Here is a 16369-nt window from a genome sequence, read left to right as displayed (position 1 = left end):
CCAAGTTTGAGTTCGGATGGGCGATTGCATTCTCAAAAAATGAATGCAAAAAATCGGCTATGAAGAACGCGCAGCCGAGATGCGCATGAGGGAGGACACGCCATGGCAACGCAGCAGGGTCGACATTTCCTGCATATTCCGGGGCCGAGTCCGATCCCCGATCGCGTCCTGCGCGCCATGGACATGCCGATCATCGACCATCGCAGCGCCGAATTCGCCAGGCTCGGCAAGACGGTGCTGGAGGGCTGCAAGGCCGTCTTCAGGACGAGCCAGCCGGTGGTGATCTATCCGTCCTCGGGCACGGGCGCCTGGGAGGCGGCGATCGTCAACACGCTTTCATCAGGCGATACGGTGCTGATGGCGGAGACCGGCCATTTCGCCACGCTCTGGCGCCAGATCGCGGCGCGTTTCGGCGTCAATGTCGATTTCATCCCGGGCGATTGGCGGCGCGGGGCCGATCCGGCGACGATCGAGGCGAGGCTCGTCGCGGACAAGGCGCGTAGCATCAAGGCCGTGATGGTGGTCCATAACGAGACCTCGACCGGCTCGACGAGCCGCATTGCCGAGATCCGCAAGGCGATCGACGCCGCCGGCCATCCGGCCCTGTTCATGGTCGACACCATCTCCTCGCTCGCCTCGGTCGATTACCGCCATGACGAATGGCAGGTCGACGTCACGGTTTCGGGCTCGCAGAAGGGGTTGATGCTGCCGCCGGGCTTAAGCTTCAACGCGATCTCCGAGAAGGCGATGGCGGCGTCGAAAACCAATACGCTGCCGCGCTCCTATTGGGACTGGCAGGAGATGGTGAAGATCAACGCCAACGGCTTCTTCCCCTACACCCCGGCGACGAACCTGCTCTATGGCCTGCGCGAGGCGCTCGCGATGCTGCAGGAGGAGGGGCTGGACAATGTCTTCTCGCGGCATCAGCGCCTCGCCGCCGCGACGCGTGCCGCCGTCAAGGCCTGGGGGCTGGAGGTGCTCTGCGAGAACCCGGCCGAGCAGTCGCCGGTGCTCACCGCCGTGATGATGCCGCCGAGCCACGACGCCGACCGCTACCGCAAGATCACGCTGGAGAAATACAACATCTCGCTCGGTTCCGGGCTCGGCAAGGTCGCAGGAAAGGTCTTCCGCATCGGCCATCTCGGCGAGTGCAACGAACTCATGTTGCTGGGCGCGCTGTCGGGCGTCGAGATGGGGCTGGCTGCGGCGGGGGTGCCGCATCGCAGCGGCGGCGTCATGGCGGCGATGGCCGCACTCGAGGTGCGCGACGACGGCAATCAGGTGCCGGTCGCGGCGGTGGCCTGAGCGCTATGTAAAGCTTCGCGCCATAGTGCCGTCGCGGGGCGGCCGCTGTAGTGCTAGGCTTCGCGCGTCACCTCCGGCGCGGGGCACGAAAGCGATGCAGGACAGCCACCGCGTGCTCTTCACGAGCCCGGCCGAATTCATCGACAGCGATCACCCGGATGTGATCGCGCAGGCGCAGCGGCTGACGGCAGGCGTCGCCGAGCCGGTAGCCCAGGCGCGGCTGCTCTATGCTGCGGTGCGGGATGAGATCCGCTACGATCCCTATCGCGACTATCTCGACCCCGGCAGCTATCGCGCCAGCGCCGTGCTTGCGGCCGGCACGGGCTATTGCGTCGGCAAGGCGGCGCTCTATGCCGCGCTTTGCCGTGCGCTCGGCATCCCGGCGCGGATCGGCCTCGCCGACGTCATGAACCATCTCGCGACGCCGCGCCTGCTGGAGGCTGTCGGCACCAACATCTTTGCCTATCACGGCTATACCGAGGTTTTTCTCGGCGGCCGCTGGCTGAAAGTCTCGCCGACCTTCAATGCGGGCCTGTGTGCGAAGCTCGGCGTCGCGCCGCTGTTTTTCGACGGCCGGCATGACGCGCTCCTCCAGAGCTTCGACGGGCAGGGCCGCGAATTCATGGCCTATATCGCCGATCACGGCGCCTTCTTCGACGTGCCGGTGAAATTCCTGATCATCGAGATGAGGCGGCTCTACCCGAAACTCTGCATTCCCGGCGGCCTGCGCGGCGCCTCTATGGAGCAGGAAGCGAAGGTCTGAAACGCGCAAAAAGCGCGGCCGAGACGCGATCCGGCGGCCAACGCCAGATTGCGCACCAGAAATTGTGCAACTGCGAAGGCGATCCAGAAATCGCCGCAATCGCCGCTCATATCATAAGCAGGCTTATGATTATGAGGCACGGCAGATGAAGCGCCCCCTGAAGCGTGAATTGACGTTCCAATTGGTCGAGACCGCGCGGCTGTTGCGGGCCTATGTCGACCAGCGCGCCCACCAGCACGGCACGACCCGCGCGCAATGGGGCGTGCTCGGGCGCCTGCGCCGCCAGGAAGGCCTCAACCAGGCCGCCCTGGCCGAGCAGCTCGAAATACAGCCGATCTCGGTGGGGCGGCTGCTCGACCGGCTGGAGCAGCAGAAATTGGTCGAGCGTAGGCCGGACCCGAACGATCGACGCGCCTACCTCCTGTATCTGACGCCCGATGGACGCACGCTGGTCGACGATCTCGACACGGTGCGCAGCGAGATCGCCGGCGAGGTGCTGGATGGCGTCGAGGAGGCGGCGATCCTCGCGACGCTGGAGACGCTTGCCGCGATGCGCGAACGCATTCGCCTGCAGAAACAAGAACGCCTGACACAGCTTGCGGCGGATCTCGCCGACAGCGCCGCTTGATCCCCCGGAGCCACTCACCGATGCAGCGCAAGACCCTTTTCTCGATTGCTCTCCTGGCCACGGTCGCGGTTGCGACCGGCGCCTGGTTCACGACGTCTCGCGGCGCCGTCGATCCTGGTGACGGCGCGCGTGCGGCCCGTGCCGGGCGCAGCGGCGAGGGCGCTGCGGTCGCCGTGGTGACGGCGCAGGCCGAGCGGGCCAACATGCCCGTGCGCAAGCGCGCCATCGGCTTCGTCGAGACTCCGGCCAGCGTCGTGGTGAAGTCGCGGCTCGACAGTCAGCTCATGGAACAGCACGTCGTCGACGGCCAGTTCGTCAAGGCCGGCGACCTGCTCTTCACCCTCGACGACCGCGACCTCAAGGCGCAGATCGAGAAGGACGAGGCGGCGATCGCCCGCGATCAGGCGGTCCACAAGCGCACCGAGGCCGATCTCGCGCGCTACCAGCAACTGCTCGTCAAGAATGCCGGCACGCAGCAATCGGTCGATCAGGCGACGGCCGATGAGCGCTCGGCCGCCGCGACCATCCTCGCGGACAAGGCGACGCTCGACGCCGACAAGCTCAAGCTCGGCTACACCCGCATCCTGGCGCCGATCGACGGCCGGGCCGGTGCGGTCCAGGTCACGCCGGGCAATCTCGTCGGCGCCAACAGCACGGGGCTGGGCCTCGTCACCTTGACCCAGATGAAGCCGCTGCGGGTCACCTTCACCTTGCCCGAGCGCGACCTGCCGGTGCTGCAGCGGGCTCTCGGCTCGGGCCGCGCCATTCCCGTGACGGCGAGCGTGCCCGATTCCGGAAAGCCGCCGGCTCAGGGCACCTTGAACTTCGTCGATTCCACGGTCGACATGACCTCGGGCACGATCACGGCCAAGGCCTCCTTCAGCAATGACGACCTCGCGCTCTGGCCCGGCCAGTATGTCGATGTCGAGATCGCCGCCGACACCCTGATGGGCACGACGGTCGTTCCCACCGTCGCCGTCCAGACCGGCCAGAAGGGCGCCTATGTCTATGTCGCCAAGGCCGACCAGACGGCCGAGTTGCGTCAGATCAAGGTCGCGCTGAGCGATGGCGATCGAACGGCGCTGAGCGAGGGCCTCGACCCCGGCGAGCGCGTCGTCACCGACGGCCAGATGCGGCTCAAGACCGGCGTGCGCATTCGTGAGCGCGCCGCCAAGGACGGCGCGCCGGCCGATCCGGCTTCGCAGGGCACCCCGGTCGCACAGGGAGCCAAGTCGTGAACATTTCCGGCTTCTGCATCCGCCACCCTGTGGCGACGATCCTGATGTCGGTCTCGCTCGTGCTGGCGGGGCTGTTTGCCTATCGCTTCCTGCCGGTGGCGGCCCTGCCGCGGGCGGAATTCCCGGTCGTGAACGTCTCGGCGCAATTGCCCGGCGCCTCGCCCGACACGATGGCGACTTCGGTCGCGACGCCGCTCGTCAAGCAGTTCGCCACCATCGCCGGCATCGACTCGATCGCCACGACGAACGCCCAGGGCTCGACCTCGATTGCGATCCAGTTCGTGCTGAACCGCAATATCGACGCAGCCGCCGCCGACGTGCAGGCCGCCATCACCCGCGCCCAGAAGCAGCTTCCGCTCGAGATGACGACGCCGCCGAGCTATCGCAAGGTGAACCCGGCCGACGCGCCGATCATCCTGCTGGCGCTGAAGAGCGATGTCGTGCCGCTCTCGCAGCTCGACGCCTTCGCTCAGCAGGTCATCTCGCCGGCGCTCTCGACGGTCGACGGCGTTGCGCAGGTCCTGATCTTCGGCAGCCAGAAATACGCAGTCCGCATCCAGATCGACCCGGTCGCGCTCGCTGCGCGCGGCATCGGCGTCGACGACCTGCAGGCGGCGATCACCGCGACCAACGCCAACACGCCGGTCGGCACGCTGCAGAACAGCAGCCAGCAGCTCACAATCCAGGCTCGCACCCAGCTTGCCGACGCCGCGCAGTTCGCCAATGTCATCATCGCCACGCGCAACGGCAAGCCGGTGCGTCTGGGCGACGTCGCCAAGGTCATCGATTCCGTCGAGAATTCGCTGACCTCGAGCGCCTATGACGGCGTGCCCGCGGTTGTTCTCGCCGTGCAGCGCCAGCCCGATGCCAACACCGTCGAGGTCGTCGACAAGGTCAAGGCGATGCTGCCGGCTTTCTCGGAGCAGCTGCCGGCCGCGGCTTCCCTGTCCCTGCTGAACGACCGCTCGGTCTCGATCCGCATGGCCGTGGACGATGTCCAGTTCACCTTGCTGCTGACGATCGGCCTCGTGGTGATGGTGATCTTCGCCTTCCTGCGTCGCGTCGCTGCGACCTTCATCCCTGCCGTGGCGGTGCCGATCTCGATCATCGCGACGCTTGCGGCGATGTATGCCTTCGGCTTCTCGATCGACAACATCTCGCTGCTCGGCCTGACGCTCTCCGTCGGCCTCGTCGTCGACGACGCCATCGTGATGCTGGAGAATATCGTCCGCCATATGGAGGAGGACGGGATCCCGGCCTATGAGGCGGCGCTCAAGGGCGCGGGCGAGATCGGCTTCACCATCATCTCGATCTCGCTCTCGCTGGTCGCGGTCTTCATCCCCGTGCTGCTGATGGGCGGCGTCATCGGCCGCATCTTCAACGAATTCGCCGTGGTCGTGACGGTCTCGATCCTGGCCTCGGCCTTCGTTTCGCTGACGCTGACGCCGATGCTGTGCTCGCGCCTGCTGAGCGGCTATTCGGAGCACCACAAGGAGAACGCCTTCGGACGCGTGCTCGAGGCCGGGTTCGACGGCATCCTGCGCGGCTATGACCGAGCGCTGACGCTGTGCCTGCGCTTCCAGCCGGTGATGCTGCTGGCCTTCTTCGGCACGCTTGCTCTCAGTGTCTGGCTGCTGCAGACCGCGCCCAAGGGCTTCTTCCCCCAGGAGGATATCGGCCAGCTCCAGGTCTCGACCGAGGCGCGCCAGGACGTCTCCTTCCCGGCCATGAAGGCGTTGCAGGGGCAGGTCGCCGACGTCTTCCGCAATTCACCCTATGTCGCTCATGTCGCTTCCACGGTCGGCGGCAGCAGCGGCAGCGCCGGCGCCCTCAATGCCGGCCGTCTCTTCGTCGAGCTGAAGCCGCAGAATGAGCGCCCGCCGCTGCAGACGGTGCTAGCCGGCCTGCGTCGCGATCTCGCGCCGATCGCCGGCATCACTGCCTATATGACGCCGGTCCAGAACCTCAACATCGGCGCACGCGCCTCCAAGAGCCAGTACCAGCTCGTCGTGCAGGGGCTCGACCAGGGCCTCATGAACGAATGGTCGCTGAAGCTCGCCGATGCGATGGGGCGTGATCCCGCGACCTTCATCGACGTCACCACCGACCTGCAGAACAGCGCGGCGGAAGCGACGCTGGTGATCGACCGCGACAAGGCCAACCAGCTCAAGATCGGCTCCGACATCCTGCGCTCGACGCTCTATTCCGGCTTCGGGGTGCGTCAGGTCTCGACCATCTACACCACCGGCGACAGTTATCAGGTCATCGTCGAGTTCGATCCAAAGGGCGGCTGGTCGGCCGACAAGCTCGACCAGATCCGCATCCGCGCCAGCAATGGCAATCTGGTGCCGCTCAGCGCCTTCGCGCGTGTCGAGCGCACGACGGGCCTGCTCACGGTCAACCAGCTCGGTCAGCTCCCGGCCGTGACGATCTCCTACAACCTGCCGGCTGGCGTCGCGCTCGGCGACAGCGTCACCAGGATCGAGGCGCTGAAGGCCGAGATCAACCTGCCGAAATCGCTCTCGACGACATTGGCCGGCACGGCCAAGACCTTCCAGGATTCGCTCGCCAATCAGGGCCTGCTGATCGCAGGCGCGATCCTGACGATCTATATCGTGCTCGGCATCCTCTATGAGAGCTTCATCCATCCGCTGACGATCCTGACCGGGCTGCCCTCGGCGGCGATCGGCGCGCTGGGGGCGCTCAGGCTGTTCGGGCTCGATCTCTCGGTCATCGCCATCATCGGCCTTCTGATGCTGATCGGCATCGTCAAGAAGAACGCGATCATGATGATCGACGTCGCGCTCGTGCTGAAACGCGAGGGCAAGACGCCGCAGGACGCGATCCACCAGGCCTGCGTGATGCGGTTCCGGCCGATCCTGATGACGACGCTCGCCGCGCTGATGGGCACGCTGCCGATCGCGCTCGGCGCCGGGGCCAGCGCGGAATTGCGCCAGCCGCTCGGCATCGCCGTGGTCGGCGGGTTGATGATCTCGCAGGTGCTGACGCTGTTCATCACCCCGGTGCTGTTCCTCTATATGGAGCGGCTCTCGAACGGGCTCGACCGGCTGTTCTCGCGCAGGAAGAAGCTGGGAGAGCCCGCCGCACCCGCCCATCCGGCTCCGGCGGAGTAGGAGCGGAGGCCCGCGCTATCAGCCCGCCGGATGCGAAGCGGCGGGCGCGCTTTCCGGACGTGCCTCGTCTGCGCCGCCGGCGGGCACCAGCCAGCCCTTGTAATGCGTCAGCAGGCCGATGACGGGCAGCGTCAGCTTTACGTCGAAGTGGAAGCGCCCCTCCGCGTCGGCATATTCCCGCGCTTGCGACTTCGGTTGCAGGAATGACGGCAGGGGCAGGCCCAGGCACCGCATCGTCGCGACCGGAAGTTCGAGGCCGTCGCCGGCTACGGCAAGGCCCACCCCGAAGGAGAGAGGCCCGAACGCTTCCCAGAGTTCGCCTCCGGCACGCGTCGAGAGCCGCGATGAGAACCGCACCCCGCCGAAGTTTCGCGTCCAGATCTCGGCAGGGCCGGAGGAGGAGGCGATGCGCTCGATGGAGAAGGTGAGCGGGATGTCGCGGCCGGCAGGCGGCAAGCCGATGATCTTGCGCAGCAACTGCGCGATGAAGCCGTTGCCGGTCTCGATCTCGGAACGGCCATGCCAGACCGGCGGGCCGTCCCTGCCATGCAAGGTTTTGAGTGGCGCGGCCAGCGCTTTGAAGGCGGCCTGACCGAGAGCGGCCTCGAAGACCGCTTCGCCATGACGTGTCGTCTCGCTCTGCGTGCTGATCGCATAGGGCGTCATTTCGGCCTCGATGGCGGCGAGCGTCAGCGCGCCTGCCGCCGGCCGCGCTCCGGGCGCGATCTGCCCTGCGAGCAAGGCGCGCAATGCGGCCGCTGCGGGCAGCGTCGGGACATGCGGCCCGTCGCCCCGCTCGGCCAGCAGGGACCAGCGCGCTGTCCGCAATTCGCCGTTCGCATCGAGCCCCGTCGCCTCGACCAGCATGCCGCCGCGATCGGATGTCGGGAGCCGCGTCAGCTTGCGCCCCGCCAGCAAGGCGGGGATCAAGGGCTTCAAGTCGCCGAGCCAGCCGCGCTTGCGCAATCGGGCCAGCATGCCGATGCCGAACTGCTCGATCGGCGATTCGAGGCCGGCCTGGAAAGCGACGCGCGAGCGCACAGCGAGCTTCGGGCCCAGCCATTGCGCATCGACCGTCTCGACGGCCGCGACCCGTCGCGAGCCGAGACCCGGCATCACGACGCGCCGCCCATCGATCCAGCCATGCGCGTCCTGGAGCTCGCCTTCGCGCCAGATCGGGATTGGCCTGCCGGCATAGCTCAGGATCGCGGCGATGACCGCCTCGCCGACTTCGCTGCGCCCGCCGGGCGTGATCGTGATGTCGAGCGTGTCGATGCGCCGCCAGCCTTCGGTCAACGCTGCCACGGCAGCGCAGGACAAGGCCGGAGTCGAGCTCGCGCCCGCCAATGCGACGAGCCCGCGCTCGCAGGCGAGGCCGTCCAGCGCCGGGCCGTAACCGAGGATGTAGTCGCGTGCATCTGCGAGATCGACGATATGGGCGCCGGCCGTCAGCGCGGCGCGCGGCACGTCGTAGCTTGCGCCCTGGAACGGCCCGGAGGCATCGATGACCAGCCAGGGCGAGAGCTTGGCCAGAACAGCATCGAGATCGCGCCGATGGTCGAGGCCGATGCCTCGGATGGTTGTCGTAGCGGCGGTCGCGATGCTGTCGGCGAGCGCGCGCGCTTTGGCCTCGTTGCGCGAGGTGATGGTGAGGTCGAGCCCGGCCATGCCGGCGATATGCCGGGCGAGCCTTTGCCCGAAGACGCCGGTTCCGCCGATCAGGAGTACGCGTCTGGTCGTCATGATGCCTCGGGCAGGCTGAAGCGTCGGCGCTGGGCCGGATCGGGCATCTCGCAGGAGGCCCTCCGGCCGAACAGGCGATAGCGGTTGCGCGCGACACGGTCATAGAGCCAATCGCGCAGGGCGCGCGGCAGGAATTGCCCCATCAGCAGCAGCCGTGCCGGCCCGCCGAGATGCCTGATCAAGGCGAGCACGCCGTCGGATTTCGGCAAGCTGACGCCGTTCTCGATGAATAGGAAGCTTTCGGGATCGTCCGGGTCGATGCCATGGGCGCGCGCCAGTTCACGCCCTTCGCGCGACTGGATCGCGACGAAGCGCATCGCCTTGTCGCGCTCATGCTTCAGTGCGTAGCGCACGCCGCCCGAGCAGAGCACGCAGACGCCGTCATAGAGCCAGGTCGGTGGGCTGTTCTCGGGAGGCCGGCTCATCAATGCTGGTCCCGGTATTGCCCGGTCTGATCAAGCAATTCGCCGAAGAGCGGGTGGGCGAGATGCAGCGTGAAGGCGAAGGCGCCGGGGCCGGTCTCGGCATGGCTGACGGTCAGCGCGCCCGGTGAGAGCCAGCCGGGCAAGGGCAGCCGGAAGCGGCCGAGCTGGAGGTTGTAGCCGGCGCTGCGGAACAGCAGCGTTCCCTCTTCGACATGGAGCGTCAGCGCCATCGCGATGCCGAAGCCGATATACTCCTCCAGCCCGGTCGGGCCCGAGAAGCGCTTGGCGGAATGGATGACCTGCGGAAAGCCGGCCTGCTTGGCGTAGAGCCGGGTCCAGACCTGGCCGCCGGTGGTGGCGTCCTCGGTCACGGTGACGACGCTGGCAACGTCGGTATCGAGGCAGATCGGCAAGGGCGCGCCGATCAGGCGCAGGACTTGGGACAGGATGCGGCCGGCGCGGTTCATGCGCAGCTCGCTGATCCGCCCGACATAGGTCGCAGCCGCGTTGCCGCTCAAGCGCTTGGAGAAGCGGCGCTGGACGTCGGCTGGAAGTTCGTTCCATGACCGGCTGCCCAGCAGGGCGCGGAAGCGCAGATCGGTGAGGGCGGGCGTCGTGGCAGGCCCGGCGGGCTCTTGTGTCTGCCTGTGTGCATGAGCCGACATCGCGGCTTGCTCCATTGGGTGGCTCTGGCTACCCCGTTTCAGCTCTTTCCCCCGGGGAGGAAGGAGGCGATCTTTGATCCCAGCCGGATCAGCATGTCGCGCTTGCCCTGCGGGATCGACAGCATCTGCCCGTACCAGCGGTCGAGCGCGGCGGTGAACTCCAGCATGTCGTGCAGGCGCTGCCGCGCGACCGGAGTGACCTTCGGGTCGTGTTCCGCCTTCTCGACGCAATGGCGCAGCGCCGTCAGCGCCGGGTCGATCTCGCGCTGCTTGCGGCCAGCCGCGATGCGCGCCGCGATCTCCCAGACATTGGTCTCGGCCTCGAAATGGTCGCGCCGGTCCTGCCGCATCGGCACGCGCCGGATCAGGTTCCAGCCCAGCAATTCCTTGATCGAGTTGGAGACGTTGGAACGGGCCATGTCGAGGCTCTCGGCGATGTCCTCGGCAGTCAGCGGCCGCTCGGCGAGATAGAGGAAGGCATGGATCTGGCTGATCGAGCGATTGACGCCCCACTGTCCACCGAGATCGCCCCATTGCAGGATGAAGGCCTCGAGCGGTTCGGGGAGTTCTTCTTTCGTATCTGTAATTTCTGTCATGACAGAAATATAAGACAAGCCGCGAGCCGGCGCAAGCTTCGCCTCGGCGGCTATTCGACGGCAGGCTTCTGATAGGGCGCCTTGACGCCCTGCTCGGCGAAGGTCGAGCGGTTGGCGCCCTGGCGCTTCCTGATTTCGGCGCCGGCGATGGTGCGCAGATGCACCTCGTCGGGGCCGTCGATGAAGCGCAGCGCCCGGCCCCAGGAGTAGATGAAGGCCAGCGGCGTATCGTTGGAGAGCCCGCCGGCGCCAAAGATCTGCATGGCGCGGTCGGCGATCCGGGTCTGGAGCCGGGTCGCGGCGACCTTGATGGCGGAGACCTCGACACGCGCGGCCTTGTTGCCATGAGTGTCCATCATCCAGGCGGCGCGCAGGCAGAGCAGCCGGGCCTGGTCGATCTCCATGCGCCCTTCCGCGATCCAGTCCTGGACATTGGCATAGTCGGCGAGCTGGCGGCTGAAGGCTTTTCGCTGCAGCGCCCGCTCGATCATCAGTTCGAGCGCGACCTCGCATTGGCCGATCGAGCGCATGCAATGGTGGATGCGCCCCGGGCCGAGCCGCGCCTGCGCCAGCGCGAAGCCCGCGCCTTCCTCGCCCAGGATATTGGCGGCGGGCACGCGGACTTGGGCAAAATCGGTCTCGGTGTGCCCCTCCGGCGAGAAATGGTTCAGCAGCGGCAGGTTGCGCATCACGGTGAGGCCGGGCGCATCCATCGGCACGATCACCATCGAATGGCGCTTATGCGGATCGGCCTCGGGGCGCGTATCGGAGAGCCCCATCACGATGCAGAATTTGACGTTGGGGTGCAGCGCCCCGGTCGTCCACCATTTCCGGCCGGTGATGACGTAATCGTCGCCGTCGCGGATGATCGTGGTCTGCAAATTGGTCGGGTCCGATGAGGCGACGCCGGGCTCGGTGATGCCGACGCAGGAGCGGATCTCGCCATTCATCAGCGGCACGAGCCAGCGCTGGCGCTGCTCCGCCGTTGCGAACATATGCAGGATTTCCATGTTCCCGGTGTCGGGTGCGTTGCAGTTGAACACCTCCGAGGACCAGTAGATCCGCCCCATGATCTCGGCGAGCGGCGCATATTCGAGATTGCTCAGCCTCGTGCCGGGCTCATCCGGCTTCAAGGCGGGCAGGAACAGGTTCCACAGGCCCGCAGTCTTGGCCTTGGCCTTCAAGCCGTCGATCAGCGCCATGGGATAACGCCCGGCCTCGACCTCATGCTTCCAGGCGGCATCGGCCGGCTGGACATGGGCATCCATGAAATCCTGGAGCCGCGTGCGCAGCTCCTCTACCTTGGCGGAATAAGCGAAATCCATGGTGCTTCCTCGTTTGCCTGTACTTACTCGACCGAGAGAAGGCGAGGCGCGGGGAACTCTCTCCCGGAGGGAGAGGGCAGGGTGAGGCGTCGGCCGTTGGACGCTTAGGCCGTGCCCTGACGGCTGCTCCCTCGTCATTGCGAGCGTAGCGAAGCAATCCAGAGGACGTAGAGCGAGCCCTCCTGGATTGCTTCGCTACGCTCGCAATGACGGCAAGGCCGTCATGCAACTGGTCCGACGGCCGACACCTCACCCCTGCCCCTCTCCTTACAGGAGAGGGGTTCCCCGCGTTTTCTCCTGCACTGTCTCACTGTTTTTGTCGTTGATCACGGCGTCGGCCCGCAGCGCGAAACTCTCCGCCATCGCGCCGACCGCGACCGCATTTTCCGCTGCCGCATTGCCCGATTTGGCGCGCGCCGCGATGCCGTCGAGAATGACGGCGAAACGGAACAGCGAGAAGGCGATGTGGAAGCGCCCGGGCCCGCTGGCGCGTCCGGCGGCGGCGCAATAGCGCTCGAGATATTCGGCCTGCGTCGGGATGCCGAGCGCCGCGCGGTCGAGCCCGACGAAGCCGGCATACATCGCCGGCGTCGAATGCCAGGGCAGGCAGGAGAAGGCGACGTCCGAGAGCGGGTGCCCGAGCGTCGCGAGTTCCCAGTCGAGCACGGCGACGATCCGCGGCGCGTCGGGCGCGAACATCAGATTGCCGAGCCGGAAATCGCCATGGACGATCGTCGTCTCCGCGCTCTCGTCGAGATGCGCGCTCAGCCAGTCGATCGCGCGGTCGATCGCCGGGATGGGCCGCGTCTTGGTCTCGCGCCATTGCCCGCCCCAGCGCCGGAGCTGGCGGGCATAATAGTTTCCGGGCTTGCCGAAATCGGCGAGCCCGGCCGCCTGCCAGTCGAAGGCGTGCAGCGCGGCCAGCGTCTCTGCCATGGCGAAATACATGGCGCGGCGATCATCGCTGGAAACGCCGGGCAGGGCGGTGTCGTGGAAGACGCGGCCCTCCAGCCGTTCCATCAGATAGAAGGGCGTGCCGACGACATCATCCTGCTCATGCAGGAGCAGCACCGGCGGCACCGGCACGGCCGAGCCCGCCAGCGCCTTGAGGATGCGGTATTCGCGCTCGACCGCATGGGCCGAGGGCAGCAATGGCCCCGGCGGCTTCTTGCGCAGCACCAGTCGCGTGCCGGCATCCGGATAGGACAGGAAGAAGGTCGGGTTCGACTGGCCGCCGCTGATCCGCTCCAACATCATCGCGCCGCCGGTCCGGCCGGGCAGGGCGGAGCGCAGGAAGGCGTCGAGCCGGGCGGGATCGAATTCCAGGGTTGCCGAGGTTGGGCCGGTCGTCATGCCCGGCATCATCGTGAGGCCGGAGGGGCAGGTCAACGCGACGATCGGCGCAAGACCGGATTTCAACGTCCGCCGCCACCGATCTCGGCTGCCATCTTCTCGGCGATCATCACCGTGCTCAGATGCGTGTTGGCGCGCACCACCTCCGGCATGATCGAGGCATCGATCACCCTCAGGCCCGTGCAGCCGATGACGCGGCAATGCGGATCGACGACGCTGCGGGAATCGTCCGCCGCACCCATCCGGCAGGTGCCGCTGGCGTGCTGCGCGTCCGAGCATTCCTCGAACAGCCAGGCGTCGAGTTCCGCCCCATCGAACGGCTCATCGATCGAGCGGCCCGACAGCCCGTATTCGACGCGCGAGGCGATTGTCCTCACCGCCTCCGTCGCAGCCAGCGCTTCGGCCCGGCGCACGCCGTCGCGCATGCGGATCAGGTCGCGCTCGTCGGAGAGCATGCGCTCATCGACCTGCGGGTCGATGCCCGGATCCGTCGTGGTGATGCGGACGCTGCCCTGGCTGAAGGCCTGGTAGACGGAGACGGCGAGCCGCCCGAGCGTCAGGTCGCCGCCGCCGAAGGAGGCGAGGTTGCCGGCGATCACGATCATGTCGTTCTCGCCCGCGCCGCCGAGGCCCGAGCCGTAGCGCAGGCAGCAATTGGTGTGGCGGTGCATCGGCGTGTCGACCATCGCGGTCTCCCTGAGGCGCAGGAACAGCGGCATGATCGGGTGGTCGAGCAGGTTCTCACCGACCGGCAGATCGGCGATGACGGGGATGCCGAGCGAAGCCGAGAGCGCGGCCGGGCCGATGCCGGAGCGCTGCAGGATGGCTGGCGAATGGATCGCTCCCGCACAGAGAATGACTTCGCGGGTCGCGCGTGGCGAGATGCTCTCGCCGTTGATGCGGACCTCGACGCCGCCGACATGCGGCCGGTTGCCCTCGACCTTGAGTCGGGAGACCAGGGCGTTGCCGATGATGGTCAGGTTGGCGCGTCCACGCGCCGGCTCCAGATAGCCGTCATTGGTCGAGACGCGGACGCCATGGTGGCTGTTGATGGCATAGGGCGAGGCGCCCGTGCCGTCCGGCGCGTTGTGGTCCTCGCACCAGCCATAGCCGAGCGCCAGCGAGGCGTCCTTCAATGCGCGGTCGACCCGGCCCCATTGCGCTTCGGGCGCGCGATAGACCGGGATCGGCCCGTTATCGCCGTGCCAGGGCGCGCCGCCGAAATTCACATCGGTCTCGAGCCGGTTGAAATAGGGCAGGACATCGGCCCAGCCCCAACCGGTGCAGCCATGCGCGGCCCAGCGCTCGAAATCGTCCGGCACGCCGCGAATGGCGATCTGCCCGTTGATGGTCGATGAGCCGCCGACAGCCCGCCCGCGCCAGAGCAGCTTGGGCTCCTGCCGCTCCGTCCGGCGCGCCATCAGTTGCGGCCAGCGATAATCGTCGTCGGCGATCGCCCGCATCGGATTGGGGATGCGGATATGCTCCGGCGTCTCCGCCGTGCGGAAATCGCGTCCCGCTTCGAGCAGGAGCACGCGGATCGCCGGATTCTCGCTCAGCCGCGCCGCCAGCACCGCGCCGGCCGAACCTGCGCCGATGATGATGTAGTCGTAGTCGTTCTCGATCATGGGGACTCCGCGAAAGACGCGTCGCGGAGGTTAGAGCATTTTCGAGCGAAGTGGACGCCGGCTCGCGTGAAGACAATGCGACAAAACAAGGAGGCAGAGAATTTCTGCGTTTCGGAGAAACGTGGGAATGCGCTCATCTAAGAGTTAGAGCAGCATCAATGCGAAAACCGGTTGCCACTTTTTCGCATCGTGCTCCAGCCTCAGGCCGCATGCAGGTTCGACAGGAAATGCGTGACGAGGTCGCTGATCATCCCGGCCGAGGCCTCGACCTGGACGGCGGCGCTGTCGAGCTCGATCGACATCTTGGTGACGTCGCCGATCGACATTCGCGCGGCCTTGGCCGAGAGCAGGCCTTCCTGCGTCCTGGTGGCGGCTTCCTGCGTGTTGACGGCCATCTCGTTCGTGGCGGCCGATTGCTGCTGGACCGTCTGGGCGATCGAGGCCGACGATTCCTCCAGCCGGGCGATGGTCAGGCTGATCGAGTTCACATGGCTGACGCAGGATTCGGTCGCCGACTGCACTTGCGCGATCTGCGTCGAAATCTCGGCGGTGGCGCTGGCGGTCTGGTGCGCCAGCGATTTGACCTCGCCGGCGACGACCGCGAAGCCCTTGCCGGCCTCGCCGGCGCGCGCCGCCTCGATGGTGGCGTTCAAGGCGAGCAGGTTGGTCTTGGTCGCGATCTGCTGGATCAGGGTCACGATCGAGCCGATGCGGCCGGCAGCCTCCGCCAGTACGGCGATCGACGAGGTGACCTCGCGCGTGTCGGCGACGGCCTGGCCGGTGATTGAGAAGCTCTGCTGCGCCTCGCTGCTGACATGGTCGAGCGCCTGCACCAGATCATTCGTCGCCGTCACCGTGCTGGTGATGCGCTGGGTGCAGTCGCGCGCCGCATCCTCCGCGAGCGTGGCTTCCCGGTCCGCCTGGCCGCTGCGGTAATGGCTGGTCGCGGCGTAGTTTCTCAAGGTCGTGGCCGCGGTCTTCAGGCTCTCCGACAGCTGGACGATGTTGTTCTGGAAGGACGAGGCGGCCAGATGGAGCTGGTTCTCGCGCTGCGTCAGGTTGATGCGGCTCGCCCGCTGATGGCAGGAGGTCGCTGCGATGGCGTCGCAGAGGATCAGCCGGGTCAGGGCCGCGCATTCCTCGATTGCCTTGCGGCTGCCGAAGCGTCGGCGGCGGCCGATTTCCTTGAAGAGCGGATCGATCAGGCGCAGCGTCGTGCCCAGCCGCGTGCGGATGCCCAGGGCGTCGCCGAACTCGGTCAGGGCCGCCTTGTTCAGGGAGGCGACGTAATCCTCGCCGAAGGCGCCGTCGAACAAGGTCCGGAGATGCTGCTCCTCGGCCTGGACCACCGCCGGCCGGTGCTGGGCGACCATAGGCTTCATGTCGGCGACGGAGCGTTCGAGATGATCGCAATAGGCGTGGCAGGCAGCGCCGGCCCTGGCGGAGAGGACCGGCAGCAGGGAGCGGGCGATCGCGCGGGCCTCGTCGTCGACGCCCGATGCCAGCAGGAGGCGCTCGACGGCTGCGCCAGTGATGGCGACAGGCTTCACTCCCGATGAATCGGTT

13 protein-coding genes are annotated in these 16369 nt (G+C 67.0%); 5 read left to right on the top strand and 8 right to left on the bottom strand.

The features are described from left to right. The first annotated feature begins 102 nt into the window (after positions 1-102). The 5 genes from CYD53_RS14515 (at position 103) to CYD53_RS14495 (ending at position 7068) form a co-directional block, all read left to right on the top strand. Positions 103-1305 carry a pyridoxal-phosphate-dependent aminotransferase family protein gene (locus CYD53_RS14515; RefSeq protein ID WP_103718804.1) on the top strand — a complete coding sequence of 401 codons (1203 nt, stop codon included), beginning with the start codon at positions 103-105 and terminating at the stop codon, positions 1303-1305. Between the two features lie 112 nt (positions 1306-1417). Beyond that, a complete protein-coding gene (locus tag CYD53_RS14510) occupies positions 1418-2068 on the top strand; it encodes a transglutaminase-like domain-containing protein (RefSeq protein ID WP_245928235.1) in 651 nt (216 codons plus the stop codon). A gap of 181 nt (positions 2069-2249) precedes the next feature. Beyond that, positions 2250-2696, top strand: a complete 447-nt coding sequence (locus CYD53_RS14505; protein WP_342751703.1) for a MarR family winged helix-turn-helix transcriptional regulator — start codon at positions 2250-2252, stop codon at positions 2694-2696. 20 nt (positions 2697-2716) lie between these two features. Continuing rightward, complete coding sequence (locus CYD53_RS14500) at positions 2717-3934, top strand: efflux RND transporter periplasmic adaptor subunit (RefSeq protein WP_103718801.1); 1218 nt, start codon at positions 2717-2719, stop codon at positions 3932-3934. A 44-nt stretch (positions 3935-3978) separates the two neighbouring features. Beyond that, positions 3979-7068, top strand: coding sequence for an efflux RND transporter permease subunit (locus CYD53_RS14495; RefSeq protein ID WP_245928246.1), 3090 nt, complete (start codon positions 3979-3981; stop codon positions 7066-7068). An 18-nt stretch (positions 7069-7086) separates the two neighbouring features. Here the strand turns inward: CYD53_RS14495 and CYD53_RS14490 are convergent, their stop codons facing one another. From CYD53_RS14490 to CYD53_RS14455, 8 genes are all read right to left on the bottom strand, one after another. Beyond that, positions 7087-8811 carry an SDR family oxidoreductase gene (locus CYD53_RS14490; protein ID WP_103718799.1) on the bottom strand — a complete coding sequence of 575 codons (1725 nt, stop codon included), beginning with the start codon at positions 8809-8811 and terminating at the stop codon, positions 7087-7089. Continuing rightward, entirely contained in the window at positions 8808-9236 is a 429-nt protein-coding gene (locus CYD53_RS14485; protein ID WP_103718798.1) for a thiol-disulfide oxidoreductase DCC family protein, read from the bottom strand. Before CYD53_RS14485 ends, CYD53_RS14490 begins: the two co-directional genes overlap by 4 nt. After that, entirely contained in the window at positions 9236-9901 is a 666-nt protein-coding gene (locus CYD53_RS14480; protein ID WP_103718866.1) for a DUF4166 domain-containing protein, read from the bottom strand. Before CYD53_RS14480 ends, CYD53_RS14485 begins: the two co-directional genes overlap by 1 nt. Positions 9902-9939: 38 nt before the next feature. Beyond that, positions 9940-10497 carry a GbsR/MarR family transcriptional regulator gene (locus CYD53_RS14475; RefSeq protein ID WP_103718797.1) on the bottom strand — a complete coding sequence of 186 codons (558 nt, stop codon included), beginning with the start codon at positions 10495-10497 and terminating at the stop codon, positions 9940-9942. Positions 10498-10547: 50 nt separating this feature from the next. Next, the gene (locus tag CYD53_RS14470) at positions 10548-11822 is read right to left on the bottom strand and encodes an acyl-CoA dehydrogenase family protein (RefSeq protein ID WP_103718796.1); all 1275 of its coding nucleotides are present in this window, start codon (positions 11820-11822) and stop codon (positions 10548-10550) included. Between the two features lie 267 nt (positions 11823-12089). Beyond that, positions 12090-13175: a phosphotransferase family protein gene (locus CYD53_RS14465; protein WP_103718865.1), complete on the bottom strand. Its 1086-nt coding sequence runs from the start codon at positions 13173-13175 to the stop codon at positions 12090-12092. Positions 13176-13237: 62 nt separating this feature from the next. Beyond that, the gene (locus CYD53_RS14460; protein ID WP_103718795.1) at positions 13238-14803 is read right to left on the bottom strand and encodes a GMC family oxidoreductase; all 1566 of its coding nucleotides are present in this window, start codon (positions 14801-14803) and stop codon (positions 13238-13240) included. Positions 14804-15003: 200 nt separating this feature from the next. Next, positions 15004-16353, bottom strand: coding sequence for a methyl-accepting chemotaxis protein (locus CYD53_RS14455; RefSeq protein ID WP_103718794.1), 1350 nt, complete (start codon positions 16351-16353; stop codon positions 15004-15006). Between the last annotated feature and the right edge of the window lie 16 nt (positions 16354-16369).

Source organism: Allobosea psychrotolerans, from assembly GCF_002917105.1.
GTDB classification, from domain to species: domain Bacteria; phylum Pseudomonadota; class Alphaproteobacteria; order Rhizobiales; family Beijerinckiaceae; genus Allobosea; species Allobosea psychrotolerans.
Note: the sequence above shows the minus strand (reverse complement) of the source record. Positions and strands in the feature narration are given on the sequence as shown.